This window comes from Pseudomonas sp. ANT_J28, from assembly GCF_008370005.1.
Taxonomy (GTDB): Bacteria; Pseudomonadota; Gammaproteobacteria; order Pseudomonadales; family Pseudomonadaceae; genus Aquipseudomonas; species Aquipseudomonas frigoris.
The window spans coordinates 88,109-114,099 of sequence record NZ_VOBM01000001.1 but is presented as its reverse complement, the minus strand read 5'-3'; the positions used below and the strand labels follow the sequence as shown (position 1 = coordinate 114,099).

The window sequence follows — 25,991 nt, the reverse complement described above, 5'->3', positions numbered from 1 at the left end:
GAGCGAGAACGGATGCCCGACCAGACTACTTCAGGTTGCTTTTGAAGAACGAGGTCAACTTGGCGAATGGGATGAGGTTGACCCGGTCGTAAAGATCTACATGCCCGGCATCCGGAATGATGAGCAGCTCTTTCGGTTCGGCCGCGCGTTTGTACGCATCCTCACTGAACTCGAGTGAATGTGCCTGGGCGCCAGCAATGAACAGCAGCGGGCGAGGGGAGATGGTCTCGATGTCGTTGAATGGATAGAAGTTCATGAATTTCACGTTGCTGGTCAGTGTCGGCATCGTGGTTGTCTTCGCCGATGCGCCGACAGGCGTGACCTCTCCTCGCGGAGTGCGGTAGAAGTCGAAGAATTCGTCCCCCACGGCATTACCGGTCAGTTTGAGTGGCGTGCCACCTGTGTAGCGGATTTCACCGTTCTGAAATTCTGCATAGCGCTGCTGGCTTGCTTCACGAATGATCTGCTGGCGTTGTTCAACCGTTACGCCGTGCTTGAGGCCGTTACGATTGGCAGCGCCCATGTCATACATGCTGACGGTGGCGATAGCCTTCATACGCGGATCAATCTTGGCCGCACTGATCACGAAACTGCCACTGCCACAGATGCCGATGACGCCGATACGCTCACGATCAACTATCGGTCGAGTGCCGAGAAAGTCCACGGCGGCACTGAAGTCTTCGGCGTAGATATCAGGCGAGACCGCTTGACGAGGCGTGCCCTCGCTTTCGCCCCAGAAGGACAAGTCCAGCGACAGCGTGACAAATCCCTGCTCGGCCATTTTGGTGGCGTATAGGTTTGCGCTTTGCTCCTTTACCGCGCCCATGGGGTGGCCAACGATGATGGCGGCGTTTTTCGTTTTCGGGTCGAGGTCTTTCGGGGTGAACAAGTTACCCGCGACTTTCATACCGTATTGATTGTTGAAGGTGACCTTTTCAACGGTCACTTTCTCGCTTCTGTAGAAGTTGTCCGCACCTTTTGACATGTCGGCTCCGGTTGAAGAAAAAGAGATAACAAGCAGCCCGAGGGCGAGAAAAACACCTTTCACTGGATCGTCCTTTTGGTTGGGTCGTTATTGGCTGGGGTCTTTCGCTTTGCCAGCCAATGTGGCGTTGTCGATCACGAAGCGATACTTGACGTCACCCTTGAGCATCCGTTCGTAAGAGTCGTTGATCTGATCGGCTCGAACCAGTTCGATGTCGGCGACGATGCCGTGCTCGGCGCAGAAATCCAGCATCTCCTGCGTTTCAGGGATGCCGCCGATCATCGAGCCAGCAATCGTGCGGCGTTTCACGATCAGGTTGAACACGTTCGGCGACGGATGCGGCGAGGCGGGCGCACCGACCAGCGTCAACGCACCATCGCGCTTGAGCAGAACGAGGAAAGCATCGAGATCGCGGGACGCTGCGACGGTGTTGAGGATGAAGTCGAAGCTCTTGGCATGCGCGGCCATTCCTCAGCGTTGCGCGATACCACAACTTCGTCAGCGCCCAACTCCTTCGCCGCTTCGCGTTTGGATTCGGACGTGGTGAACGCCACGACTACACCAACCAAATCGCCGACTTTGAAGTCCGCAACATGCGCGCCGACCGCCGATACACGACCCACAATTTCGTGCCCCGGTACGCAGGGGAATTGCGTGCCTGCCCACTCAGCGCGCACCTGGTGCAGGTCGGAATGGCAAATGCCGCAAAAGGCGATATCGATCTGAACATCATGGGCGGCGGGAGCACGGCGACTGATTTGCATAGGCTCAAGGGGTTTGTCGCCCGCCTGAGCACCATAGGCTTGTACAAGCATGAGAACGTCCTCGATGAGTTGTCAGATGAACATTCTCCCGCTCGGCCCAGACTGCATATAGTGCAATCCGCTGGATTACTTGCCTGATTCTATGAGTCTGCGATTTTTTGCAGGACGGTCCTGAGCGGGCGGGTTAGAGTTCAGCGAAGAGGTACACGATCATCATGACAACCCTTAACCCAATCATCGCTTCACTCACATCCCCCCTGGAAGCGCTCGCGAGGATCATTGGCTCGCGAGTCCCTACACCGGGTGACTTCGGCTCCTCAATTTCAGGCCTCGGCTTCTTTCGGCGCGAACATCCGTCGCCGCCCAGCGTGTGCATGGTGGAGCCGAGCATCATCCTTGTCGCCCAGGGCGAGAAGCAGTTGTGGGTCGGCGGTCAAGGCTATCTGTATGACACCTCGCGTTTTCTGGTCACCTCATTGGATTTGCCGGCCAACTCGGAGGTGCTGGCGGCGAGCCCGGAAAAACCGTGCCTGGGGCTGACGTTCAAGCTTGATCTGCGCATGCTGGCTGAGCTGGCACAGAGTGACCTGCCTCCCACCCGTGAACGATCTGTCGGGAAGGGGGTAGGTATCGGTTCAGTGACTTCAGTCATGCTCGCGTCATTCGAGCGCTTGTTGGCGCTGCTGGATGAACCAGAGGCTATTCCAGTTCTCGCCCCTTTGATCCAGCGCGAAATCCACTACCGTCTGTTGAAAAGTGATCAGGCGGGCAGGCTCCGACAAATCACCTCCGTCGATGGCCAAGGCTATCGAATCGCCAAAGCCATTGATTGGTTAAAGTTGAATTACGCCTCGGCGCTGCGCGTCGACGAGCTTGCAGCCCGGGTGCAGATGAGCACGCCGACCTTCCATCATCATTTCCGCCAGCTCACCGCGATGAGCCCGTTGCAGTACCAGAAATGGCTGCGGTTAAACGAGGCGCGACGGTTGATGCTCAACGAACATCAGGATGTCTCCAGCGCAGCCTTCAAGGTCGGCTACGAAAGCCCGTCGCAGTTCAGTCGCGAGTACAGTCGGCTGTTTGGCGTAGCGCCCAAGCGAGATATTTCTATGCTGCGAGGTTAGAGAGTGAGGACACTGATATCCGTGTCAGGACGTATAGGGGATGGCTTATGGCAAAGTTCCATCCAGACAAACAATTTAACATAATATACATTACACGTAACACGATGTTTCGAGACAGGCCGTATCCCGCCAATCCATTTGTAAGCTGCGAAGCTTTCCAGACGCCACCCGTTACATGTAGCTGCACACATTGTCCGGCGATGATATCGCTGCCCATCACAACCGTTTTTAATGCGCCGTCCGGAAAAATCAGGCTGTACTGAATCGCATCTCCCAAATGGTAGTAATGCACGATGTCCGATTGGTTCAGATGAAAATGACCTATCGGCGAATCCTTGGTCAGCAAGTAGTAAATGGATGTCATCAAGTAGCGCCGGCCCCCAGCGGTCTCGACCATCGCGTGGCGGTCGGTTTGAAAGGTTCTGCGGTAGAAACCGCCTTCCATGTGGGGTTCCAGATTCAGTGCTGCGATCACAGCTTCAGCGCTAGGAATGTTTTTATCAAAGGTGCTGGTAGTCATGTTGATTGAGCCCTCCAGTCTTTAAAGTTACGTGCAACGCATGCGCATACTCTATTGTTATTATGCGCACAATTAATAATAACTATGCTAAAGAGCTATTTAGTAGAGCTAACCATCAGTGCTTTAACGCACGAGTACTCACTACCCTCGCCCACTATTGTTATTCACGCTGCACTTGTGTTTGCGACACGAGCAGTGCGAATAAACAAGGCGCGCACTTTCTCCCAGAAATTCCCCCCCAATACAAAAAAGCTACCGATCAGCATCAGGTCACCCAGCGCTTGAACTTGCCAGAGGTTGGGTCTGAGCCCCGGCCAAATGCTGTCGATGTAGGGTTCGAGAAAAGAGGAAATCAGCGGCACAAAGAACATCACGATGCCAACTCTATGACGCAATGGACCCACTTCGACATCCGTGCTGGGTGCAAGTGAAGACACATAACCGAACAGGCTGCGCTTTAACTGTTGGAATCCTGACTTGCCCATGATGGCAATGGCGAGAATCAGCAGGATTTTGTTGCTGATGAACAGTACGCCTGTCAGTGCAGCGATCTTTGAACCCGGCACATTGGCTGCCGCTGCGAGCGGCACCAACAGCCAGGAACCGAGCATCAAGCAAATAATGATTATTCCCAACTTAAAGCGCCAACCGGCTGAATGAGGCTCAACAACACCCGGGGTGTTATTCATAATCGTCGTACCCTTCTAACGGATCACAGTAGATTTGATGGCGCTTAAAAAGCGTAGCAGCCATGTGCCCACTTGGACGGCTATGCTCCAGTGATCTTTGTTGTTCGGGAAATGCGTAATGCATCCAGGTACAACCCTGCTGAATCGGTCAGGCCGGCTCGTGTTGCTTGGCGTACTCGGCCTCAGTGGCTGCGTGCGACTTGGGCCGGACTTCCAGCCGCCCGGCGAAGAATGGGTCAAACACTGGAGCACCCCTGCCCTTGAGCAATCCAGCCAGCGCGGACTGAACCCGGACCTGCGTCAATGGTGGCAAATCTTCGCCGATCCGGTCCTCAATCATTTGATTGCCGAGTCGGATGCACGCAACTCCAGCCTCAAAATCGCCGGCCTGCGCGTCATGGAAGCCCGCGCCCAACTCGGCATTGCTCAAAGTGGTCTTTACCCGCAACTGCAGCAAGCCAGTGTCGACAGTCTTTACTTTCACCGCAGGCAATCCGGCGGGACTAACCCGCAAGACAGCCATTTCTGGCAACACAGCGCGGGGTTCGATGTGGGTTGGGAGTTGGACTTCTGGGGCCGTTTCAGTCGCGCCATAGAGTCATCGGATGCCAGCTACTTCGCCGCCCAGGCCAACTATGAAGACGTACTCGTACTGCTGCGCGCGCAAGTGGCCGATACCTATTTCTCGCTGCGCACCACCGAAGCTCGTTTGCGTGTCGCCCGGGAAAACGCCAAACAGCAAAAGCGCAACTTCGAGATCACCGAAAAGCTCTTCAACAGTGGCCAAACTGCCGAGCTCGACCTGCAACAAGCCAGGACCCAATACCTGGGCACGTTGAGCACCATCCCGAACTTCGAAGATCAGCTCCAGCGCACCCGCAATGCGTTGGCGGTGTTGATTGGTCAGCCGCCTGGCGCGCTGCCGCAACTGCTCGAGAACGAGGGATTGATCCCGCTGGTCGACCGTGCCGTGTTGCAAGATGTACCGGCCAACTTGCTGCTGCGTCGGCCCGACGTGCGCGCCGCCGAGCTTAATGTCGCCGCCCAGTCAGCGCTGATCGGTGTGGCCGAGAGCGATTTCTATCCGTCACTGACCTTGCTGGGCAGCATCGTCTGGTCCACCGACACGCTCAGTGGCACACCCCGAAATCTGGATTTGATCGGCGGCCCCAGTCTGCGCTGGAATCTGTTCGATCACGGCCAGATCAGCAACAACGTGCGCGTGCAGGATGCGCGGTTGCAGCAGCTGATCGAGGCCTACCGCGACAAGGTTCGCCAGTCGGCACGCGAGGCAGACGATGCGGCCTATGGCCTGATCAAATCCCTGGAGCGCGAAGGCATCCTGCGTGAGGCCGAAGTGGCAGCCAAACGCTCGCTGGTGCTGGCCAGCGCGCAGTATCGCGAAGGTTATTCGGACTTCCAGCGTGTGCTGGATGCGCAGCGAGCCTTGCTCGAACAACAGGACAATTATCTGGTCGCACGCAGCAATGCCGTGAGTAATGTCATTGCCCTGTACAAAGCCATGGGCGGTGGCTGGTACAGCGCCCAGCCGAAAGTTGATCCGACCACCCGCCAACAGATGGAAAAACGCACCGACTGGGGCGATCTGCTGGAAGAACCCGCCACTGCACAGCCTGCCATTCCAATGTCTTACAAGGTACAAGACCAATGAGTGAAGCCGCCCAGCCCACGTCCGAGACACCTGTCACCCAGACGCCAGAACCGGCCGCCGACCCGGCGAAAAAAGGCATCAAGTGGGTGCTGCTACTGATCCTCCTGAGTCTGACGTGGTACCTGTTGGCGGACCGTTTCACACCCTATACACAACAGGCCCGGGTGGGTGCCTTTGTGATTCCGGTCGCCTCGGAAGTGGCGGGCCGCGTGACCCGGGTGAACGTGCGCAACAACCAGGACGTCAAGGCCGGCGAAATCCTTTTCGAGGTGGACCCGCAGCCGTATCAGATTGCCGTCGACCGTGCGCACGCCGACCTTGAATCGACCCGCCGACAGATCGGTGCCAGCACCGCCGGTATTGCCTCGGCGCAAGCCAACTTGCGGGCCTCCCAGGCTAATGAGCTCAAGGCGCGCCAGGACAATCAGCGTCTTGAGGGTTTGTATCGCGAAGACCCCGGCACCATTTCCGTGCGCCTGCTCGAAGTGTCTCGCGCCAACCGCGAACAGGCGGTCAGCCAAGTGGCGGCTGCCCGCGCCGAAGTGCAGCGCGCGCGTGAGCAGGAAGGTGGCAGCGAGGAAGACAATGCCTTGCTGCGCAGTGCCGCCACGGCGTTGTCCAAAACCGAACTGGATCTGTCCAACACGCAGATTCGCGCTCGCTCGGCGGGACTGATTACGGATCTGCGTACTGACGCAGGGCAATTCGCTGCTGCCGGTAGCCCGGTCATGACCCTGATCGCCATTCATGATGTGTGGATCAGTGCGGACATGACCGAGAACAACCTCGGTCTGGTGAAGCTCGACACGCCGGTTTCGATTGTTTTGGATGCTCTGCCGGGCGAAGTCTTCGAGGGGCGCGTGCGCAGCGTCGGTTACGGAGTCAGCGTGGGGCAGACTCCCGCGCCTGGCACCTTGCCCAGCGTGCAGAACAGCCGCGACTGGTTACGTCCGGCACAGCGATTTCCGGTCATTATCGAGTTTTCGCCAGACTCATTGAACACGTTGCGTGACAGTCGGGGGATCCGTGCCGGTGGGCAGGCCGAAGTCATGGCCTTCCCCACCGAGGGCAATCCGCTGAACCCACTCGGCCGCGTGTTTGTGGGGTTCATGAGCTGGCTGAGCTATGCCTATTAAGGGTATGTCTACTCGGCGCACGCCGCGGGATCAACGCGCACTGCGCCTGGCCACCGGCACGGCGTTGTGCCTCACCGCCAGTTTCGGCCTGGGCTTGCCGATTCCCTTTATGGCGCCGGTGCTTTGCCTGCTGTTGCTGGCCTCGGTCAATCGCCCGCTGCCGTTCAAGGCCGGACTGGTTCTCGCACTGGCCGCCATGTTGACCACCGGCATCGGCCTGCTATTGATCCCGGTCCTGCGTTATTACCCCATCAGCGGCGTGCTATTGATCAGCGTCGGTCTGTTCCTGGCCTTCCGCTTTGGCCTGCGCGGCGGCAACACCTTGATCATGACCTTCCTGGTGATTGGCCTGACCATGATCTCCTCGGCCGGTATCGCCGAATTCGATCTGGCGGCGATGGTCATCGGCGCACTGGTCAAGGGTTTGCTGCTCGCCGTTGTCGTCGTGGCGGTCAGTCATGGGTTATTCCCGGATCCACCCAATGCCCCTTCGCCGCCGGCTGCCCCACCCCTGCCGCCAGAAGAAGTCAGTCGGGTGGCGCTGCGTGCAACCCTGATCGTGCTGCCGACCTTCCTGCTGGCGCTGATCGACCCGGCCGGTTATCTGCCGATCATCCTGAAGGCCGTCGGCCTGGGTCAGCAAAGCTCCACGACAAGTGCCCGCAACGCCGGTCGAGAGCTGCTCGGCTCAACCTTGCTCGCAGGCCTGTTGGCGATCCTCTTCTGGAGTGCCCTTAGTCTATTTGTGCATCTGTGGATGTTCTTTCTGTGGATGCTGCTGTTCGGCCTGGTGCTGGCGCGCAAGCTGTATGCCCTGAGCCCGACGCGGTTTACCCCGGGGTTTTGGCTCAATACCCTGATCACGCTGATCATACTGTTGGGTCAGTCGGTACAAGACAGCGCAGCAGGCAAGGACGTTTACACAGCGTTCGCCATCCGCATGGGCTTGTTCATCCTCGTGACGCTGTATGCCTGCCTGATGGTTCATCTGCTCGATCAACGGCAGGAAAATGCTCAAGGGTTAACCTGATACCCCTTCCCCTGCAGGCAACTGGCATAGGCCGTTGAACTGGTCGCAGCACTGGTTTTATCTTGCGCCCGGCGTTCCTGACGCTGACGCGAGCCTCCGACGACCGCGCCTGCCACGGCGGCTTCCTTGGCGCGATTCTGGCGATAGTCCTGCTTCACGTCATCATCGACGCGATCATAAAACTCGTCATGCTGACGTCCCCGCACCTGCGCCCCCGCAGCCCCTGCGGCAGTGCCCACGGCGGCCCCCTTCAGTCTTCCACCGGAAGGAGGCGGTGCAGTCGAGGCGCTCTGACTGGCCGCGATGTTGTGGCAATCGGTCATGTCCCCCTGGGTTTGTTGCGAACTCTGCCCTTTCATCGGCACGACCGTTTCGGCCCATCCCTGAGTCCAGGAAACCGACAGTGCGATACACAGGCTAATGGATGACAACCTTTTCATGATGACCTCCGACAGGGCCCGGCACTCTGCAAGCACACTGGGTCGGTAGACAGACCGCTCAATACGTCACACCTCGTGATCCTGAGCGTGGCTCAGCATAAAAGATTGTAGATCACCCCTTCTCACCCGCCCCCCTTCCCTATTCGTGGTCAGCGTGCGGAACTATTTTTCGCGTCTGCACACGCCATGACCTAACCTGAATGGCTAAAGCTGCTGGTGGCATGCCTATGCGTCCTGCATTGAAATTACTCATATTCGTTGTGTTTGCGCTGATGGGGGCGAACATCGGCGAGCTGTCGGCGGACGAACTATCAAACACATCAAGCAACGGCGAGGCCAGCGCTACCGCTACCGTGTCAAAAAGCGATCTGGAAGCACTGCAATTAAGGCTGGACAACCTTAAACAGCAAGTGTCACTGACCAGTAACTACACCCAGTTGATAGGCTTTCAGGACAACGTTCAGTTGCTCTTCAGTGATGTGGACAAGTTGGCGGCCGTGTTACTTCCCGAGCAGGCGCAATTGCAAGCACAACTCAGTGTGCTCGGGACGGCATCCGCCACCAGCCTTGCCATGGAAAAGTCCGATCTGGTGAAGCAGAGGTCCTATCTCACTGCACAAAAAGACAAGGTGGATAACGATCTCAACATACTGCTGGCCATCAAAGAAGGCGCGACTAACCTCATCACCCAGATTGCCGCCATTCGGCGTACCCAACTGGAAACCGAACTGGCCCAGCGCACCGCCAGCTTCCTCAACCCCCGGTTCTGGTTACCGCTGTTTTCTCCACTGGAGGAGGATAAAAACCGTCTGACGTTTTTGATTGACCAGTCCAACAGTGTCATCCAGTCCGTCTGGCAACCCGGCCGGCGTACCGCGACCGTCACGTTGTTATTGCTGGCCCTGGCCTTCTGGACGCTGGGGCGAAGACTGGCTGAGCGTGGTTTGACATGGATCTGCATCCATCGAGTACCGGAAGGTCGTCTGCGCAGAAGTTCATTGGCGATAGCGACGGTACTTGCCACGATGTTGAGCGCAGGTTGCGCAATACAGCTCATCTCCGCGGCGGCTACCCGGCTTCAACCATTGCCTCAGCCACTGCAAGGTTACTTCGACGATGTCGAGAAAGTCGCTTACGCCTGCGCCCTGATTATCGGTCTGAGTCGGGCCCTGCTGTCTAAACGCAATCCCTCATGGCGGTTACCTGGCATCGCCGATGAAGTAGCACTTGCAATAAGCCCTTTTCCGGCACTGCTGGCCGGTTCAATGTTGATACTCATCTCACTGGTACAAGTCACCAATGCGACGGGTATGAGTTCGCAGGTGGTTCTCTTCAGCCGGGGCGTTGTGTCATTAGTCGTCATCTTGATAATGGGAGCGTTGTTGCTACGCGTCAGTAAAACCCGCCGAGCGATGGTCATTGCCGGGGAACACCCTGAGTCAGGTACTACGCTGGCGGGGCTGATTTATACCGGCGTCAGTATCGCCATGTTGATCTCGATTTTCGGCCTGCTGGTCGGTTACATCTCCTTGGCCCGGTTCATCACTTACGAAATTGTCTGGCTCTATATCGTTCTTGCCAGCTTCTATTTGCTGACGCAGTTGTTCAGGGACCTGTGTGATTACCTGTTTTCGCCTAAGCACTCCAGCGGCAAGGCGATCAAACAGCTGCTGGGTATCGGCGATGTACGACTTGAACAAATCGAGGTTGTTGTGTCGGGTGTTGGCAGAGCGGCCTTACTGTTGATTGCCGCGATTACAACGTTTGTGGGGGGGGTTGGAGCGACCTTTGGACAGCTGACTGACAGGGTTTCAGCGATCCTCGGCGGCGATGGCCTGCGCAAGCTGAACATCATTCCGGGCAATCTGTTGAATGCGATCCTCGCGCTGTTGATCGGTATTTACCTGATTCGATCGCTACGCAGATGGCTGGATAACGAGTTCCTGCCGAAAACCGATATGGACCCCGGCATGGGGGCGTCGCTGAGCACCCTGTTCAGTAATATCGGGTACGCGCTGGTCATTCTGCTGGCGTTGTCTTCATTGGGCGTCAAATGGACGAATCTCGCCTGGATCGTCAGTGCGTTGTCGGTGGGGATCGGCTTCGGCTTGCAGGAGATCGTCAAGAACTTCGTATCCGGGTTAATCCTGCTCACCGAGCGTCCGGTCAAGGTCGGCGACCTGATCAGCATCAGCGGGGTCGAAGGCGATATCCGGCGGATCAATGTCAGGGCCACCGAGATACAGCTCAGTGATCGTTCGATCGTGATCGTGCCCAACTCCCAACTTATTTCCCAGAACCTGCGCAATGTGACCATGGGCGGTAATGCCCAAGGGGTGGCCACACTCGAGCTGGTGTTCCCTCTGGACATCGACCCCGAACAAGTCAAAACCCTGCTGTACACCACCTATTGCGAACATGAAACCATCCTCGACAAACCCTCCCCCGTTGTTCGATTCAGCAATCTGAGCCCTGAAGGCATCACATTGACCATCACCGGCTATGTGAGCAGCCCAAGGATTGTCAGCACGACCAAGAGCGACTTGCTCTTTGAGATCCTGAAGCGATTGAGTGCGGCCGGTATCGAATTGGCCAAGCCGGTCCCTCCCGCGTAAATGGTGTCGCCGGTCGACAAACTGCGCAACGAACTGGCACATCGTCCTGGCGTTCGCCGGCCTCGCCGCCTCGACCCTGATGCCCTTCTGAGTACGTGCTATTTGCTCCCGCCGACCATCCGGTATTGACCAGTTCCAACATCGCGGTGCTCGCGTTGATCGAAGGCTTGGTGGCGGGCGTCATGGCGCGCAACAAGGAAGCCGTCAAGCTGGCGACCGAACTGACCGAAAGCGTGATGGCTTACCTGCACATGCCTGGCAACAGCAAATCGGCGAAAGCCACAAAGCCGCGTTGACGTGTCCCGCGCTTATCCGCGAACTGTTGCGCCACAGGGTTTGCGGGCAAGCGTCTGACTGGGAAGTTCGTTGAACAACGCCCGATAGCTGCTCGAAAATCGCCCCAAATGCCAGAACGACCAATGCATCGCCACTTCGGCAACGGTGGTGTCCATCGCTCTGCGGCTGAGCAATTCGCGACGTGCGCTGTTGAGTCGGCGCAAGCGCAGCCAATGGGTCGGGGTCATCCCGGTATAGGCTTTGAACGCATGTTGCAACTGCCGCAGTGACACTCCGGCGACCTGCGAAAGCTCCAGCAGATTCAGGGTGTCTTCCGGGGCATCAGCCGCCCACTCACCGATGCGCTTCATCACCAATCGCTCTTCGGCGCGGCGCTGTAAACCTCCGCGATCAAGGCAAACACACGCGTTGTCGAGGATGTACAGGCAGTCTTCCAGCAACTGCTGGGTCAACGCCTCTTTACTCGGCGGATCAAGCGTCTGCGCCAATCGGGTCAACGTCCCGCTGAGCCAGCGACTGAACAATGCGTTCTGTCCCGAGTTCAGTGGCGCCATGAACAGGCCTTCGAGCCTGGCCACGTTCAAACCGTGACGCTGCACGAACTCCGGGCCGAACACCACGGCGATTTCCTGGTAGTTCTCCGGGGTGATCCAGATGTTGCGGCTTTCACCATTCAACACGTACAGCGCGTTGTCGCTTCGATCGAAACAGAACGCCAGCGCACCTTCGGGCGCGCTGAAATTCTGCTCGACCCGGGTGTTCATCTGTTCCTCGTAAATTTCCACGCCGTGCAGGTCCAGGTAGCGCACGCGCCCGGCGAAATGCCCCGGTGACATCTGCTGGTAATGCTGCACCCAACCCGGTGTGGCGCGGATTTGCTCGGCCACATCGGCGGTGTTGAACGCTTGGACTTGCAGGGGGCTGCACGTTGTCATGGGTGACCTTACGCACTCGTTTGGTGCGTTTTGGTGCTGCTGAAAGTGGATAGATGGAACGTCAAGGCTCGCCCAAGATAGTCGTCAACGCGCCACAGGGGAAGTGTGTGGTGGATGAAACCAGCCTCCCCGGCGTTAATAAAACCAATAACGAGGTCTTTATGAATGTCCCTTTCGATCAGCTGCTCACGTGGCTGAAAGATCACAAGATTACCGAAGTCGAGTGTGTGGTCAGCGACTTGACCGGCATCGCACGCGGCAAAATTGCACCCACCAACAAATTCCTGCATGAGCGAGGCATGCGCCTGCCGGAAAGTGTGCTTTTGCAAACGGTAACCGGGGACTTTGTCGACGACGACATCTACTACGACCTGCTCGACCCGGCCGACATCGACATGGTGTGCAAGCCCGTCTCCGACGCGGTGTACGTGATTCCATGGGCCATCGAGCCCACCGCTATTGTGATTCACGACACCTTCGACAAGTTCGGCAACCCGATCGAGCTGTCACCGCGCAACGTGTTGAAAAAGGTCCTGCAGCTGTACACCGACAAAGGCTGGCGGCCGATTGTCGCCCCGGAAATGGAGTTCTACCTGACCCAGCGCTGCGAAGACCCGGACTTGCCGCTCAAGGCACCGCTGGGTCGTTCGGGCCGTGCGGAAAGTGGTCGTCAGTCGTTTTCCATCGACGCTGCCAACGAATTCGATCCGCTGTTTGAAGACGTTTACGACTGGTGTGAACTTCAGGGCCTGGACCTCGATACCCTGATCCACGAAGACGGCCCGGCGCAGATGGAAATCAACTTCCGTCATGGTGACGCACTGGACCTGGCCGACCAGATCACCGTGTTCAAGCGCACCCTGCGCGAAGCGGCGCTCAAGCACAACGTCACCGCGACCTTCATGGCCAAACCGATTGGCGATGAACCCGGCAGCGCCATGCATATCCACCAGAGCGTGGTGGACATCGCCACCGGCCTGCCGATCTTTGCAAATGCCGACGGGCAGATGAGCGAGCTGTTCCTGCACCACATCGGCGGCCTGCAAAAGTACATCCCCAAAGTGCTGCCGATGTTTGCGCCCAACGTCAATTCGTTCCGCCGCTTCCTGCCGGACACTTCGGCGCCGGTGAACGTCGAATGGGGTGAAGAAAACCGCACCGTGGGTCTGCGTGTGCCGACCTCCACGCCGGATGCAATGCGCGTGGAAAACCGTTTGCCGGGAGCCGATGCCAACCCTTATCTGGCGATCGCAGCAAGCCTGTTGTGCGGGTATCTGGGGATGGTCGAGCGCATCGAACCGAGCGCTGCGGTGCAAGGTCGTGCGTATGAGCGCCGCAATCTGCGCCTGCCGATCACCATCGAAGACGCCCTGACGCAGATGGAAGAATGCGAAACCGTCGGGCGTTATCTGGGCAGCAAATTCGTCCGCGGATATGTCGCGGTCAAGCGCGCCGAACACGAGAACTTCAAGCGCGTGATCAGCTCCTGGGAGCGTGAGTTCCTGCTGCTCAGCGTTTAGAAACCTCGCGCCCCCATGGCATCACACATCCCCTGTGGGAGCGGGCTTGCCCGCGATGGCGGCCTGTCAGTCAACCGAGATGTTGAATGTGCCGGCCTCTTCGCGGGCAAGCCCGCTCCCACAGGGATAGAGAACACCAAACAATCACCTGAAAAATCCAATAACTCAAAGAGGTGTCGATATGCGTCTATTGAAATCCGTGGTTCCGGTCGCTCTGGCGTTATTGATCAGCGCCGTTGCGCAGGCTCAGCCAACGGTCAGCGTCTACAACTGGACCGATTACATCGGTGAGACCACCCTCGCCGACTTCCAGGCGAAAAGCGGAATCAAGGTGATCTACGACGTGTTCGATTCCAACGAAACCCTGGAGGGCAAATTGCTCGCTGGCCGCACCGGGTATGACGTGGTGGTACCGTCCAACCACTTCCTCGCTCGCCAGGTGAAAGCCGGCGCGTTCCTGAAGCTCGATCGTTCGCAGCTGCCCAACTTCAAGAACCTCGACCCGAAACTGTTGGCGCTGCTGGAGAAAAACGATCCGGGCAACGAACACTCGGTCCCGTACCTGTGGGGCACCAACGGCATTGGCTACAACGTCGACAAGGTCAAGCAAGTGCTGGGCATTGATCGAATCGATTCCTGGGCCGTGTTTTTCGAACCGGAGAACCTGAAAAAACTCAGTCAGTGCGGCGTGTCGATGATGGATTCGGCGGATGAAGTGTTCCCGGCGATCCTCAATTACATGGGCATGGACCCGCGCAGCGAAAATCCTGAGGATTACAAAAAGGCTGAAGCCAAGCTGTTGACCATCCGCCCATACATCACCTACTTCCACTCCTCGAAGTACGTTTCAGATTTGGCCAACGGTGACATCTGCGTGGCGTTCGGTTACTCGGGTGACGTGTTCCAGGCCGCGAACCGGGCCAAGGAAGCCAAGAACGGCGTGAACATCGCCTACGCAATCCCCAAGGAAGGCAGTAACTTGTGGTTCGACCTGCTGGCGGTTCCCGCAGACGCCAGCAACCAGAAAGAGGCGCATGCTTTCATCAATTACCTGCTCGATCCGCAAGTGATTGCCAAGGTCAGTGCGTCAGTCGGTTACGCCAACCCGAACCCGGCGTCCAAGCAAGACATGGACCCTGAACTGGTCAACAATCCTGAGGTTTATCCGCCTCAGGCAGTCCTCGACAAGCTCTACATTTCGACCACCCCGCCCCAGGCAATCATGCGTTTGATGACCCGTTCCTGGAGCAAAGTGAAGTCCAACCAATGAACCCGTACAGCAACGAACATGCTCGCTCCTATTACGCGGCGTCAGCCAATGGAATGGCGCCCTACCCCACGTTGACCGCGGATCTTGAGGCCGATGTCTGTGTGATCGGCGGCGGCTTTACCGGCGTTAACACGGCGATCGAACTGGCTCAGCGCGGCCTCTCGGTGATTCTGCTGGAGGGACGACGGATCGGCTGGGGTGCCAGCGGGCGCAACGGGGGTCAGTTGATCCGCGGTATCGGCCATGACGTCAGCGGTTTTGCCCGGCATGTCGGTGAAGAAGGCGTGCGCTACCTTGAACGTGCGGGCGTCGATTCGGTAGCGCTCGTGGGCAACCGCATTCGTGAACACGGGATTGATTGCGACCTGCGCTGGGGGTTCTGTGAACTGGCCAATACTAAAGCGCAGTTCGCGGCGTTCAAGTCTGAGCAGCAAGGCCTTGCCGAATCGGGTTACGCCCACGAAATCCGACTCGTCGGGCCGGAGCAGATCCGTCAGCAGGTGGTGAACTCAGGCGTGTATGCCGGTGGTCTCGTCGACATGGGCTCGGGTCACTTGCACCCGCTCAATCTGGTCCTTGGCGAAGCGCTATTGGCACAATCCTTAGGGGTACAGATCTTCGAGCAAAGCCCGGTGCTGGAGTTGATCCATGGCAGCACCGCGCAGGTTCGCTGTGCCAGCGGTACGGTGCGCGCCGGCAGTCTGGTGCTGGCGTGCAACGCTCACCTGGAAGAGCTCGAACCGAAACTGAGCGGCAAGGTCCTCCCGGCAGGCAGCTACATCATCGCCACCGAGCCATTGACGCCCGACGTTGCAGCGCAATTGATCCCGCATAACCTGGCGCTCTGCGACCAGAAAGTCGGCCTGGATTACTACCGGCTCTCGGCGGACCGACGCTTGCTGTTCGGCGGGGCCTGCCATTATTCCGGGCGTGATCCGGCGGACATCGAAGCTTACATGCGCCCGCACATGCTCAAGGTCTTCCCGCAACTGGCCAACGTGCGCATCGACTATCAATGGGGCGGCAAGATTGGCATTTCCGCCAATCGCTTCCCACAGGTCGGGCGCTTGAGTCAGCATCCGAACGTGTTTTACGCTCAGGGTTACTCCGGTCATGGCCTGAACGTGACCCACTGGTGCGCAAAGCTGTTGGGTGAAGCGATCCACGTCGGACACAGTCAGGGCTTTGACGTGTTCAGCGCGGTGCCACACATGACCTTTCCCGGTGGGCCCATGCTGCGCTCTCCACTGCTGGCGCTTGGCATGTTCTGGTATCGCCTGCGCGAACTGCTGGGGTGACAACCCCCTCCCTCGATGATCAGTCGAGAACTATCGCTCCTGACGGAGCGATAGTCGAGATACAAGGAGCTGCCGAAGGCTGCGATCTTTTGATTTGGATCTTGAAGATCTAAAGATCGCAGCCTTCGGCAGCTCCTGCAGGGGAGAAATCGCCCATCCGCATCCCATTGAACAGCCTTTAGATTTGCTCAATCGCGAGGCGCTTCTATATTGAGGGAGTGCTCTGACTTCCCTGCGTCCTGGCGAGTGCAGCCTATGGCTACGACTGACCCACTGATCATCTGCGAGCACTGCGACTGCGTGTATGAAAAAGTCACGCTCGCCAAACATCAGAAAACCCTGTGTACGCGCTGCGGCGGCGTGCTTCAGCGCTATAACGGCCTGACGGTGGAGCAACGTCTGGCGTTGACCTTCACTGCGTTGATGCTGTGGATTTTCGCCAACTTCTATCCCGTCATGAGCATCAGCCTCAAAGGCCTTAAAAACAGCGCAACACTCTGGGATTCGGTGCTGGCCCTGAGTCTGGGGCCGATCACTTTTATCGCCATGGTGGCGGCGATCTCGATGATCATCGCGCCGATTTTCCAGCTGTTGCTGCTTATCTGGGTCCTGAGCTTCGCCCTCGCCCACCAGCGCTCGCCCGGCTTCAAGTTCTGCATGCGCTGGCTGGAAACCCTCAGGCCCTGGAGCATGCTGGAGGTCTGTCTGCTGGGGGCGATGGTCGCGGTCATCAAACTCGCCGGATTGCTGGATGTACTGCCCGGCATCGGCCTGTTTGCCCTGGCCATTCTCAGTCTGATGATGATCCGCATTGCCGGGCGCGACATCCGTGATCTATGGGACATCTTATGAACAGGCCCCCGGTGGCGAGTGAACTCAACCTGTGCCTGTGTCATAGCTGCGGCCTGGCCTGTGACATGACCGATGAACCTCACGAATGCACACGGTGCGGCGCGCCGCTGCATCGGCGCAAAACCAACTCACTGGCCCGGACCTGGGCCTACATGTTCACTGCCCTGGCGTTTTACGTCCCGGCTAATCTGCTGCCAGTGATGAACACCAAGATGGTCGGCAACGGCGCCGATAGCACGATCATGAGCGGTGTGCTGGAGTTCTGGCAGCACGGTGCCTGGGACATTGCCCTGATTATTTTCATCGCCAGCATCGCGGTGCCGGGCATCAAATTCGTCGCCCTGACGCTGTTACTGGTGACCGTTCAGCGCGATAGCCAATGGGCGAGTAGGCAGCGGTCAACGCTGTACCGTTTCGTCGAGCTCATCGGTTACTGGTCGATGCTCGATGTGATCGTGGTCGCCCTGGTGGCCTCTCTGGTGAAGTTTCAAGCCCTGGCCGATATCGAACCGCGCCCGGGCATTCTGTTCTTTGGCCTGGTGGTGGTCTTCACCATGCTGGCGGCAATGAGTTTCGACCCACGCCTGATCTGGGATAAAGAAGAGCGGGATAACCCAAACGAGGAGGTCATGGATGAAGTCGCAAGCCACTGACGGGCCGCAAGCCCCTGGGCAGGCCCCTGTCAAAACCCGTCGTTTCAGCGTTTCGCTGGTATGGATCGTACCGATCATCGCGGTGCTGGTGGGGATTTCCCTGGTTGTACACACCATGTTGCAGGAAGGTCCGACGATTACCGTCACGTTCAAGACCGGTAGCGGCCTGACCGCCAACAAGACCGAGGTCAAATACCGCAACGTGGTGATCGGGCATGTCTCGGACGTGGAGCTGAGCAACGATCAGAAGAGCGTCAACGCCACCATCAAACTGTCCAAGCAGGCGGAAAGTTTCACCCGCGAAGACTCGCAATTCTGGGTCGTGCGTCCGCGCATTGGCGCTGGCGGGGTGTCGGGTATCGATACCCTGTTGTCCGGAGACTACATTGGCGCCGACATCGGCCAGGCCAACGCCCGCGCCAAAAACTTTACCGGCCTGGAAAACCCGCCGCCGATCACCTATGGCGAGCCGGGCAAGCGCTTCACCCTGCACACCGAAGACCTCGGTTCGCTGGACATCGGCTCTCCGGTTTACTACCGCAAGATTCCGGTGGGTCAAGTGGTGGCCTATGCCCTGGACGCCGACGGTAAAGGGGTCAACATCGAAGTGTTCATCCACGCGCCCAATGATGCCTACGTTACTGAAAACACCCGATTCTGGAACGCCAGCGGGATCGACCTGAACGTCGGCGCCAACGGCTTTTCGGTGAAAACCGAGTCGCTGTCATCGATACTGGTGGGCGGCATCGCCTTCCGCGCTCCGGAATACAGCCCCAATGATCAACCGGCCACCGAGGACAAAGCCTTCGATCTGTTCGAAGACCAGCTAACCGCCCTCGCCCCGCCCAGCGGCAAGGGGCAATTCTTGAGTTTGCGTTTCGATCAGGCCTTGCGCGGGCTCAAGGTCGGTGCACCGGTGGAATTCCTTGGCATCGAGTTCGGCAGAGTGGTGGCGGTCAATCTGGATTTCGACGCGAAAAAACGCAGTTTTCCGGTCAATGTCGGCATCGTGATCTACCCGCAACGACTCGGCCAGGCCCACATCAAAATGCTCGAGGTCTTGAAGCATGACCCCAACGACGAAGCCGCTGGTGTACGGCTGATCGGCAGCTTCATCGACAACGGTCTGCGGGCCCAGGCCCGGAGCGGCAATCTATTGACCGGTCAGCTCTATATTTCGCTCGACTTCTACCCTAAAGCGGAGAAAGTCGTGTTCGATCCGACCGCCCGTCCAGTCTCTATCCCAACCGTTCCTGGCAGCCTCGAACAATTGCAGGAAAAACTGGAGGGCATGGTCAACAAGATCAACCAGCTGCCGATCGAGCGCATTGCCGGCAACCTCGACAGCAACCTCGTCGAACTGCGCAAAGGCCTCGCACAGTTCAACGCCAAGACCCTGCCCGGCGTGCAGACCACCCTGGCGGACGTCAGCAAGACGCTTCAATCGGCCAGTTCGACCTTGGCCGAAGACTCGCCGCAACGCGAACAATTAGGTCAGACCCTCGACGAACTCGGGCGCATGTCGCGCTCCTTGCGTGAACTCTCGGATTACCTGGGACGGCATCCGGAATCGCTGATACGCGGTCGTCCCGACAATGCTGCGCCGATGGACCTGCAGGGGCCGCCGCGCAAATGACCTCAGGAGCATCACTCATGGTTTATCCGCTGAAGATCAGCTTGGTCACTGCATTGTTGCTACTCGCCGCTTGCCGCAGTGATCCGATTCAATTCCATACCCTGACCCCGGCCCAACCGAGCGGTAATTCAAGAACCAGCGCTGCGGATATCCAGATCGAGGGGCTCAGCGTCCCTCCCCAGGTCGACCGCCCGCAGATCGTCATTCGTCAGGGTAACAGCGGCCTGGCGATCCTCGAAACCGAGTGGTGGGGCGCGAGCCTGTCGGATGAATTGCGCAGCGCCCTGGTCGATCAACTGGTCAACAGCAATCCCCAGCGCAAGGTTTCGGTGCGCCTGGACGTGCAACGGTTTGACTCGATCCCCGGCCAATACGGGTTGATCGACGTCAAATGGCGCCTGCGCCATTTCGGCGAAAGCGATAACGCGCTGGTCACTTGCCGCAGCACGTTGCAGACACCGTCAGGGCCTTCCATCGACGACCTGGTGATCGCCCAACAGAACAACATCAAACGCCTTTCCGCGTTGATCAATCAGGCCGCTTCCGGTACATCAAGGGGTTGTCCAGCGGCTCAATAAGAACCGATCTCCCGCCAGTCAAGTCAACCGTGAAACAACATCCGCTTGGCTGGCGGCTGGTAAGGTCCACTCGCCAATTCTGATGGGTGCAAATACGCTGGACCAACGAAAGGCCCAGTCCCAGTCCTTCGCCACGTTGCTCATCACCGCGCACGAACGGTTGAAACATCGCATGACGCTTTTCTTCCGGAATGCCAATGCCACTGTCTTCGACACTGAAACCGTGTTCGCGCAGCGTCAACCGAATGAAACCCTGATCGGTGTAGTGCCAGGCATTACGCAACAAATTGCCCATCACCGATTGCAGGAATGTCAGGTTATGGCGATCCGTTGAAACGTGTTCGACGACGTAAATAAACTCAATGTCCTTTTCCCTGATCAGCGGCCTCCAGACATCCACCAGCGCGTCGGCGGCGTCCTTGATGGTGGCATTCTCGCCTGAACCGGAATCCTCCCGCGCGCGCGCCAGCATCAAAAACGTCTCGACCAATTGGCGCATTTCATGACTGGCACGGGCGATTCGCTGAACCTGCGCCGTGGTGCGGTGGTCCAGCGACGGATTGCCGAGTAGCAGTTCACAGGAGCTGGCCAACACCATCAACGGTGTGCGCAGTTCGTGACTGACATCGCTGGTAAAGAGTTTTTCCCGTCCCAGTGCGGCGCGCAAACGGCCTAGAGTCTGATCGAAGGAAAGCGCCAGTTCACCCACTTCGTCCGTTGCATAATCGGGATGTAGCGGTGGGGCCAGCTCCAGCAATTGATCGCGATGCCGCACCTGACGCGCCAGACGAATCACGGGAGCGAGGACGCGCCGAGCCAGCAACCGGCCCATCAAAATAGCCAGCAAGACACTCAAAAAAACCCCGACCACCACCACCGCGAACAGCACATGTTCACGTCGTTCGTGGCTTCGTTGGTCGCGCAACAAAACGTATTTGCGATCACCCACCAGGTTCACCATGGCGTAGTACTTCGAACCACCGTAGAGAATCTCCTGAAACCCCGGGGGCAGCGCCTCCAGCACCGAGTTCAGGGCCATGGGGGCCTTGGCTCCCTGGGCAAAAAACAGTTCATCTTTCTCGGGTTGATGGGGCCAGTTATCGGGGTTGTCCATCAACAGCAGGCGGTGCAGCCCTCCTCCCAGGGTCGTGGCCGTGAGCCTTCGTTCCACCACATGGACAGTCGCAACAATGCCAAACGCAAAAATGCCCGCGACCAGCGCGCTCATCAGGGCGAATACGATGACAATCCGTTTCGTCAGGCTTTGCTTTAAATCCATTCGTTGCCGGGCTCCATTGTCGGGGTCAATTGCCACAGAACCGGGGCCAACACTAAAGTCAGCCCAGAGGCAAGGTAGATAACAGAAGCGTTTGCAATAATGCGCTAATTACTAGCGACCCATCCCTCGCGCAAAATTTTCACATTTCTTTCACCCCTCAGGCACCTGACACCTTTTAGTTTGTCGTTAATTGCGCCTTGACAACCCAAATAGCAGATGGACTTCAAATGCTGTTTGGAAGAAGTGCATTGAAAGTTGATATTTATCGCGCACTCACGAGTAAACATACGTGCCTAATTTACCATCGCGCAAGTTTCCGCAAAAACCAATGTGGCTATCGCGGCTTTTCGGGATCACGGGGTTGATCGTGGTACTGGTCATCCTTGCCGGCGTCACCGGTTTTGTGTGGTGGTCAAGATCTCCGGCCAACCTGTCGACGGCTGGAACCGCAACTAAAGCGGACCTGCTCCAGCGCTGGCAAGCCGGTGAGGTCATCGCTCTGGTGCGCCATACCGAGCGATGCGACCGATCCTCGAACCCATGCCTGGGCCCGGCTGACGGTATCACCCAAGCCGGCAGCGTTGCGGCCGTGGCGGTAGGACAGGGCTTCCAGCGCCTGGGCCTGGCGCAGACCGACGTCCTGAGTAGCCCGGTTACCCGCACAGTGCAAACCACACACTACATGCTCGGCAAAGACGCAATGACTCAGGAGTGGCTGTCGATCTGCGGCAAGACCCTGCGTAACGATGTGGTGGCGCACAAGGTGGCCCATCGCAATTTGGTGTTGGTCACTCACAGCGGTTGCATCCACGAATTTGAAGCGCAGACCGGTTTCCGACACGCGCCGAAAAGTGAATATGGCAGCTCGTTGTTCGTGCGCGTTAGTGCTGATGGACAACTTAAAGTGCTCGGTATCGTCAAAGCCGATGACTGGCATTCCCTGTTGAACGAAAAGTAGCTGGGCCAATAATCCTGCCGATGCGTCCGAACGCAGTGTTTGCGAACGAATCGCTTTAACTTAAAAACATCCAAAAAATAGTTGAGCCAACTTCCAACTTAAAAGTTCAGGTCGCGATGGCGTCATGACATTCAAGAATGTTGCGTCCTTGTTGTGTCGTGCCGCGCGTCCGTTCATTTACAAACTTTGCCAAGGTCTAGTGATGACGCCCGATAACCTGCTTCTCCGTTCTGCTGGCCATTTGTCCCGAACAGACGCCTCGGTCCGCTCGATCGCCGAGCGCTGGATGGTTCCGGGTTTGCTGCTGGTCTTCCTGGTCTTTTATCTCCTGCCGCTCGTGACCCATGGCTTATGGACGCCTGACGAAACCCGTTATGGTCAGATCAGTCAGGAAATGCTGTTGAGCGGTAACTGGATCGCCCCGCATTTCATGGGGATTCGTTATTTCGAGAAGCCGATTGCCGGTTACTGGATGATCGCCATCGGTCAGGCCTTATTTGGCGACAACCTGTTTGGGGTGCGTATCGCTTCGGCACTGAGCACCGGGCTGAGTATCTGGCTAACGTACCTGATTGCCCGTCGCCTCTGGAACGACCCGCGCAAAAGCTTCGCCTGCGCACTGTTGTATATGAGCTTCGGGTTGATCGCCGGCCAGGCCGGATACGCCAACCTCGATCCGCAATTCACGTTATGGGTCAACCTGAGCCTGGTCGCGTTGTGGTTCGCCGTCGATAGCCAAGCTTCACGCGCTCGACTCGGCGCCTGGGCGCTGTTGGGCGTTGCCTGTGGGATGGGTTTCATGACCAAGGGCTTTCTGGCGTGGCTACTCCCTGTGTTGATCGCCCTGCCCTGGATGCTCTGGCAACGACGCATGGGTGAGCTGTTGCGCTACGGGCCGTTGGCGGTGCTTGTCGCCGTGGTGGTTTGCCTGCCGTGGGCGCTCGCAATCCACCATCAGGAACCGGATTTCTGGCGGTTTTTTTTCTGGAACGAACACATTCGCCGTTTCGCTGCCGATAATGCTCAACACGCTCGTCCATGGTGGTTCTACCTGCCGCTGCTGGTTGCCTCGAGCCTGCCATGGGCTGCGTTATTGCCCACGACATTCGTCCAGGCCTGGCAGCAAAAACGCCAGCCAGCGATCGGTTTCCTGTTGCTCTGGCTGCTGTTGCCACTGGGGTTCTTCAGCCTGAGCAGCGGCAAGCTGCCGACCTATATCATGCCGTGCCTGTTACCCCTGGCGTTGCTGATGGGCCATGCTCTGACCGAGTCGCTGAACAACGCGCGCGGCCGAGCGATTCGTATCAACGGATTGCTCAATGTCGTCATCGCGACCACAGCCCTGATCGTCCTGCTCTATTTGCAGACCACCAAAGAGATCTACGAAAACACTGAAATGTTCAGCCTGTCGCTGTGTTTCATTGTGCTGATTGGCTGGATCATCGCAAACGCGTTGCAAGTCTTGCGTCCATTGATGTTCTGGGCCATGCCGGCCCTGGGCATCTGGCTGCTGGTCGCATTGCTGCCGGCGGCGATGCCCGGCCAGATTGTCGATAGCAAGATGCCCGATCAGTTCATTGCCGAGCATCTGGATGCCTTGAGCCAGACGACCTCGCTGCTCAGTAACGATTTGGGTGCGGCGTCGGCCTTGTCCTGGCGCCTGAAGCGTCCGCAGGTTGATCTGTACAACACCGTCGGCGAGTTGAAGTACGGCCTCGACGATCCCGCGATGGAATCAAGGAAAGTGACCAGGGACAGTGTCGGTCAATGGATGACCGAGGCTCGCAAAAAAGGTGCGGTCGGCGTGGTGATGCGGGTAAACAGTGTCCAGGAAGTGCAAGAAGTCGAGTCGATGCCCATCGATGGCAAGCGTTATCAGCGCGGCAACCTGGAGATTCTGATTTTCCCGCAAAGCCGCCCCTGACAAAACCGGCAAAAAAATAGGCACCTGGGGCCTAATGTCAGTCAGTTAAGCCCTTCGCTTGACCTTTGGCGCAAGAAATCAAAATCCGATGCCTGTACTGGCATCGGATTTTTTTATGCGTCTCGCTCGGACACTGGAACTGACCCACAACATCGCCTCCACCCCCAACTCAATCGAGGAATTGGATTCCTCGCTCGATACTTCTTTGGTCGAGCAGGCACTTGAACAGGCTGGCATAGCGACCTTGCGCAAGCGGCGCGTGTCGGCGTGGGATGTGGTCAGCCGCATGAATATTATGCTGCCAGGGCAACGTCCGTAGGTGGCCCCAGTGCTGTGGTTCAGGCCCCTCAGAGATTGGGTAGCGAAGCTGTACGACAGGTCTTCGATCTGGCTCGACCTGGCCTTCGGGCCGGCCAGTTACAGCCTGAGCGAACTGCTCGGGGCATTGTTTTCTCCAGATACCGCATCGAAGCAAGTCCGGGTGGTGATGTGGGAAATCCGCTTGCCGGTAGCCCTGATGGCCGTGGTGGTCGGTGCCGGTGAATGCGTTCATCATGGCGATGCTGTCTGCGCTGCTGATCCACTTCTTGAGTATGCGTCGCGGCGTAACGGCCGAAACCATTGTGCTGCTCGGCATTGCACTGGTGTTTACGTTTAATGCGCTGCTGGCGCTGGTGCAGTTTTTCGCCACCGAGCAAGCCGTGGCGGCGGTGGTGTTCTGGACCATGGGCAGCCTGACCAAAGCCACCTGGCCGAAACTCGGGGTGATCTGTCTGGTGATCCTGATTACCCTGCCGATTTTCGCCAAGCGCGCCTGGGCTTTGACCACCCTGAGGCTGGGCGATGACAAGTCGGCGAGTTTCGGGATCAACGTGCGGCGTTTGCGCTTTCAGACACTGATCATGGTCAGCCTGCTTGCCTCATTTCCGGCGGCGTTTGTCGGCACCATCGGCTTTATCGGGCTGGTTGGCCCCCACATCGCCCGAATGTTGATCGGCGTGCCGTTCTTCATATCTCTGATCCTCAGCGGGAAGAAAAACTCATGGTGAAGATCCCGCTGGAGAATCTTGGTGCCCACTACGGTCAGCGCCAGATCATTTCGGGCGTGACCACGGCGACGTTTAACGGCGGCCAAGTGGTGGCGGTGGTCGGACCGAATGCGGCGGACAAGTCGACGCTGTTCAAACGCATGGCCGGGCTGACGGGCCAGGCCAGGTCAACCTGCAGGACTCGAAAAAAAAGGCCCGCAAGGCATCTGTTACATGCCCCAGGGGTTGAATGCCGGCGCCCGACTGACGGTTTACGAGTCAGTGTTGCTGGCGCGTAAACAACTGACGCCGGGCGGGGTCGTCCAAGACGATGAATTGCAGCGCGTTGACCAGATACTCGGTGCCCTGGGGATCACTGAACTATCCTTTCGCAACCTTGTGGAACTGAGTGGCGGCCAGCAACAACTGGTGTCGATTGCACAAACCCTGGTGCGCGAGCCGGAAATTCTGCTGATGGACGAACCGACCCGCGCGCTGGACATGCATCGGCAGGTGCAAGTGCTGAACTTCATGCGCGCACTGGCGCGCAAACGCGAAGTCATTGTGTTCATCGCGATCCATGACCTGAATCAGGCGTTACGCTTTGCCGATCAGGTATTGGTGATCGCCAATGGCACCAGCCAGGGCAGCGGGCCCAGCGATCAAGTAATTACGGTGAAGATGCTGCGCGATGTCTACGAGGTTGAGGCAAGGATCGAGCAATGCAGCCGTGGACAACGCCACATCCTGCTCGACGACATCGTTTGAGACCCGATCCACCGCGCAAT

At 57.9% G+C, this 25,991-nt stretch carries 21 protein-coding genes and 5 pseudogenes; 19 read left to right on the top strand and 7 right to left on the bottom strand.

Annotated features, from left to right (window positions below; translation table 11 throughout):
- Positions 1 to 25: 25 nt before the first annotated feature.
- Complete coding sequence (locus FQ187_RS00495) at positions 26 to 985, bottom strand: alpha/beta hydrolase (protein ID WP_371925492.1); 960 nt, start codon at positions 983 to 985, stop codon at positions 26 to 28.
- An 87-nt stretch (positions 986 to 1,072) separates the two neighbouring features.
- Positions 1,073 to 1,800, bottom strand: a pseudogene (locus tag FQ187_RS00490) (NAD(P)-dependent alcohol dehydrogenase).
- Positions 1,801 to 1,964: 164 nt separating this feature from the next.
- Here FQ187_RS00490 and FQ187_RS00485 point away from each other — a divergent pair.
- The gene (locus FQ187_RS00485; RefSeq protein ID WP_178122652.1) at positions 1,965 to 2,873 is read left to right on the top strand and encodes an AraC family transcriptional regulator; all 909 of its coding nucleotides are present in this window, start codon (positions 1,965 to 1,967) and stop codon (positions 2,871 to 2,873) included.
- Here the strand turns inward: FQ187_RS00485 and FQ187_RS00480 are convergent.
- A complete protein-coding gene (locus FQ187_RS00480; RefSeq protein ID WP_256667251.1) occupies positions 2,857 to 3,393 on the bottom strand; it encodes a cupin domain-containing protein in 537 nt (178 codons plus the stop codon). The two genes, FQ187_RS00485 and FQ187_RS00480, sit on opposite strands and share 17 nt — an antisense overlap.
- Positions 3,394 to 3,557: 164 nt before the next feature.
- Positions 3,558 to 4,082 (bottom strand): transporter suffix domain-containing protein, encoded by a 525-nt coding sequence (locus FQ187_RS00475; protein WP_149627984.1) that lies wholly within the window; start codon positions 4,080 to 4,082, stop codon positions 3,558 to 3,560.
- 118 nt (positions 4,083 to 4,200) lie between these two features.
- On the opposite strand from FQ187_RS00475, the gene FQ187_RS00470 reads away from it, so the two are divergent.
- The 3 genes from FQ187_RS00470 to FQ187_RS00460 are packed head-to-tail and all read left to right on the top strand — an operon-like array spanning position 4,201 to position 7,920.
- Positions 4,201 to 5,754 carry an efflux transporter outer membrane subunit gene (locus tag FQ187_RS00470; RefSeq protein WP_256667249.1) on the top strand — a complete coding sequence of 518 codons (1,554 nt, stop codon included), beginning with the start codon at positions 4,201 to 4,203 and terminating at the stop codon, positions 5,752 to 5,754.
- A complete protein-coding gene (locus tag FQ187_RS00465; protein ID WP_149627983.1) occupies positions 5,751 to 6,890 on the top strand; it encodes an HlyD family secretion protein in 1,140 nt (379 codons plus the stop codon). The genes FQ187_RS00470 and FQ187_RS00465 overlap by 4 nt, the downstream gene beginning before the upstream one ends.
- 4 nt (positions 6,891 to 6,894) lie before the next feature.
- A complete protein-coding gene (locus tag FQ187_RS00460) occupies positions 6,895 to 7,920 on the top strand; it encodes a DUF2955 domain-containing protein (protein WP_149628073.1) in 1,026 nt (341 codons plus the stop codon).
- Here the strand turns inward: FQ187_RS00460 and FQ187_RS00455 are convergent.
- Positions 7,905 to 8,360, bottom strand: coding sequence for a YMGG-like glycine zipper-containing protein (locus FQ187_RS00455; protein ID WP_149627982.1), 456 nt, complete (start codon positions 8,358 to 8,360; stop codon positions 7,905 to 7,907). The genes FQ187_RS00460 and FQ187_RS00455 overlap by 16 nt on opposite strands.
- Positions 8,361 to 8,587: 227 nt before the next feature.
- On the opposite strand from FQ187_RS00455, the gene FQ187_RS00450 reads away from it, so the two are divergent.
- Together FQ187_RS00450 and FQ187_RS00445 are read left to right on the top strand one after the other, a co-directional pair.
- Positions 8,588 to 10,975: a DUF3772 domain-containing protein gene (locus tag FQ187_RS00450; protein WP_149628072.1), complete on the top strand. Its 2,388-nt coding sequence runs from the start codon at positions 8,588 to 8,590 to the stop codon at positions 10,973 to 10,975.
- Between the two features lie 86 nt (positions 10,976 to 11,061).
- A pseudogene (locus tag FQ187_RS00445) lies at positions 11,062 to 11,271 on the top strand (MurR/RpiR family transcriptional regulator); the annotation flags it as partial.
- A gap of 12 nt (positions 11,272 to 11,283) precedes the next feature.
- Here the strand turns inward: FQ187_RS00445 and FQ187_RS00440 are convergent.
- Positions 11,284 to 12,207, bottom strand: coding sequence for a helix-turn-helix domain-containing protein (locus tag FQ187_RS00440; protein ID WP_149627981.1), 924 nt, complete (start codon positions 12,205 to 12,207; stop codon positions 11,284 to 11,286).
- Between the two features lie 161 nt (positions 12,208 to 12,368).
- Between FQ187_RS00440 and FQ187_RS00435 the strand changes: the two genes are divergently transcribed.
- From FQ187_RS00435 to FQ187_RS00400, 7 genes are all read left to right on the top strand, one after another.
- Positions 12,369 to 13,727: a glutamine synthetase family protein gene (locus FQ187_RS00435; RefSeq protein WP_149627980.1), complete on the top strand. Its 1,359-nt coding sequence runs from the start codon at positions 12,369 to 12,371 to the stop codon at positions 13,725 to 13,727.
- Positions 13,728 to 13,908: 181 nt separating this feature from the next.
- Positions 13,909 to 14,997: a polyamine ABC transporter substrate-binding protein gene (locus tag FQ187_RS00425; protein WP_149627979.1), complete on the top strand. Its 1,089-nt coding sequence runs from the start codon at positions 13,909 to 13,911 to the stop codon at positions 14,995 to 14,997.
- Positions 14,994 to 16,295, top strand: coding sequence for an FAD-binding oxidoreductase (locus tag FQ187_RS00420; RefSeq protein WP_149627978.1), 1,302 nt, complete (start codon positions 14,994 to 14,996; stop codon positions 16,293 to 16,295). Before FQ187_RS00425 ends, FQ187_RS00420 begins: the two co-directional genes overlap by 4 nt.
- A 255-nt stretch (positions 16,296 to 16,550) precedes the next feature.
- Complete coding sequence (locus FQ187_RS00415) at positions 16,551 to 17,147, top strand: paraquat-inducible protein A (RefSeq protein ID WP_149627977.1); 597 nt, start codon at positions 16,551 to 16,553, stop codon at positions 17,145 to 17,147.
- Positions 17,144 to 17,800 carry a paraquat-inducible protein A gene (locus FQ187_RS00410; RefSeq protein WP_149627976.1) on the top strand — a complete coding sequence of 219 codons (657 nt, stop codon included), beginning with the start codon at positions 17,144 to 17,146 and terminating at the stop codon, positions 17,798 to 17,800. The genes FQ187_RS00415 and FQ187_RS00410 overlap by 4 nt, the downstream gene beginning before the upstream one ends.
- Positions 17,781 to 19,436, top strand: a complete 1,656-nt coding sequence (locus FQ187_RS00405; protein ID WP_149627975.1) for an intermembrane transport protein PqiB — start codon at positions 17,781 to 17,783, stop codon at positions 19,434 to 19,436. The genes FQ187_RS00410 and FQ187_RS00405 overlap by 20 nt, the downstream gene beginning before the upstream one ends.
- A 17-nt stretch (positions 19,437 to 19,453) precedes the next feature.
- The gene (locus FQ187_RS00400; RefSeq protein WP_149627974.1) at positions 19,454 to 20,014 is read left to right on the top strand and encodes a membrane integrity-associated transporter subunit PqiC; all 561 of its coding nucleotides are present in this window, start codon (positions 19,454 to 19,456) and stop codon (positions 20,012 to 20,014) included.
- Here the strand turns inward: FQ187_RS00400 and FQ187_RS00395 are convergent.
- Entirely contained in the window at positions 19,965 to 21,293 is a 1,329-nt protein-coding gene (locus FQ187_RS00395) for a HAMP domain-containing sensor histidine kinase (protein WP_149627973.1), read from the bottom strand. The two genes, FQ187_RS00400 and FQ187_RS00395, sit on opposite strands and share 50 nt — an antisense overlap.
- A 328-nt stretch (positions 21,294 to 21,621) precedes the next feature.
- Here FQ187_RS00395 and FQ187_RS00390 point away from each other — a divergent pair, with 328 nt between their 5' ends.
- From FQ187_RS00390 to FQ187_RS00370, 6 genes and pseudogenes are all read left to right on the top strand, one after another.
- Complete coding sequence (locus FQ187_RS00390; RefSeq protein ID WP_256667255.1) at positions 21,622 to 22,251, top strand: histidine phosphatase family protein; 630 nt, start codon at positions 21,622 to 21,624, stop codon at positions 22,249 to 22,251.
- Between the two features lie 202 nt (positions 22,252 to 22,453).
- Positions 22,454 to 24,175 (top strand): lipid IV(A) 4-amino-4-deoxy-L-arabinosyltransferase, encoded by a 1,722-nt coding sequence (arnT, locus tag FQ187_RS00385; RefSeq protein ID WP_149627971.1) that lies wholly within the window; start codon positions 22,454 to 22,456, stop codon positions 24,173 to 24,175.
- 88 nt (positions 24,176 to 24,263) lie between these two features.
- On the top strand, positions 24,264 to 24,494 hold the full coding sequence (locus FQ187_RS00380; protein WP_178122651.1) for a transposase domain-containing protein: 231 nt from the start codon (positions 24,264 to 24,266) through the stop codon (positions 24,492 to 24,494).
- A 63-nt stretch (positions 24,495 to 24,557) separates the two neighbouring features.
- Positions 24,558 to 24,701: pseudogene (locus tag FQ187_RS30790) on the top strand (iron ABC transporter permease); the annotation flags it as partial.
- Positions 24,702 to 24,711: 10 nt separating this feature from the next.
- Positions 24,712 to 25,224, top strand: a pseudogene (locus FQ187_RS00375) (FecCD family ABC transporter permease); the annotation flags it as partial.
- Positions 25,218 to 25,971 (top strand): annotated as a pseudogene (locus tag FQ187_RS00370) (ABC transporter ATP-binding protein). The pseudogenes FQ187_RS00375 and FQ187_RS00370, both read left to right, overlap by 7 nt.
- The last annotated feature ends 20 nt before the right edge of the window (positions 25,972 to 25,991 follow it).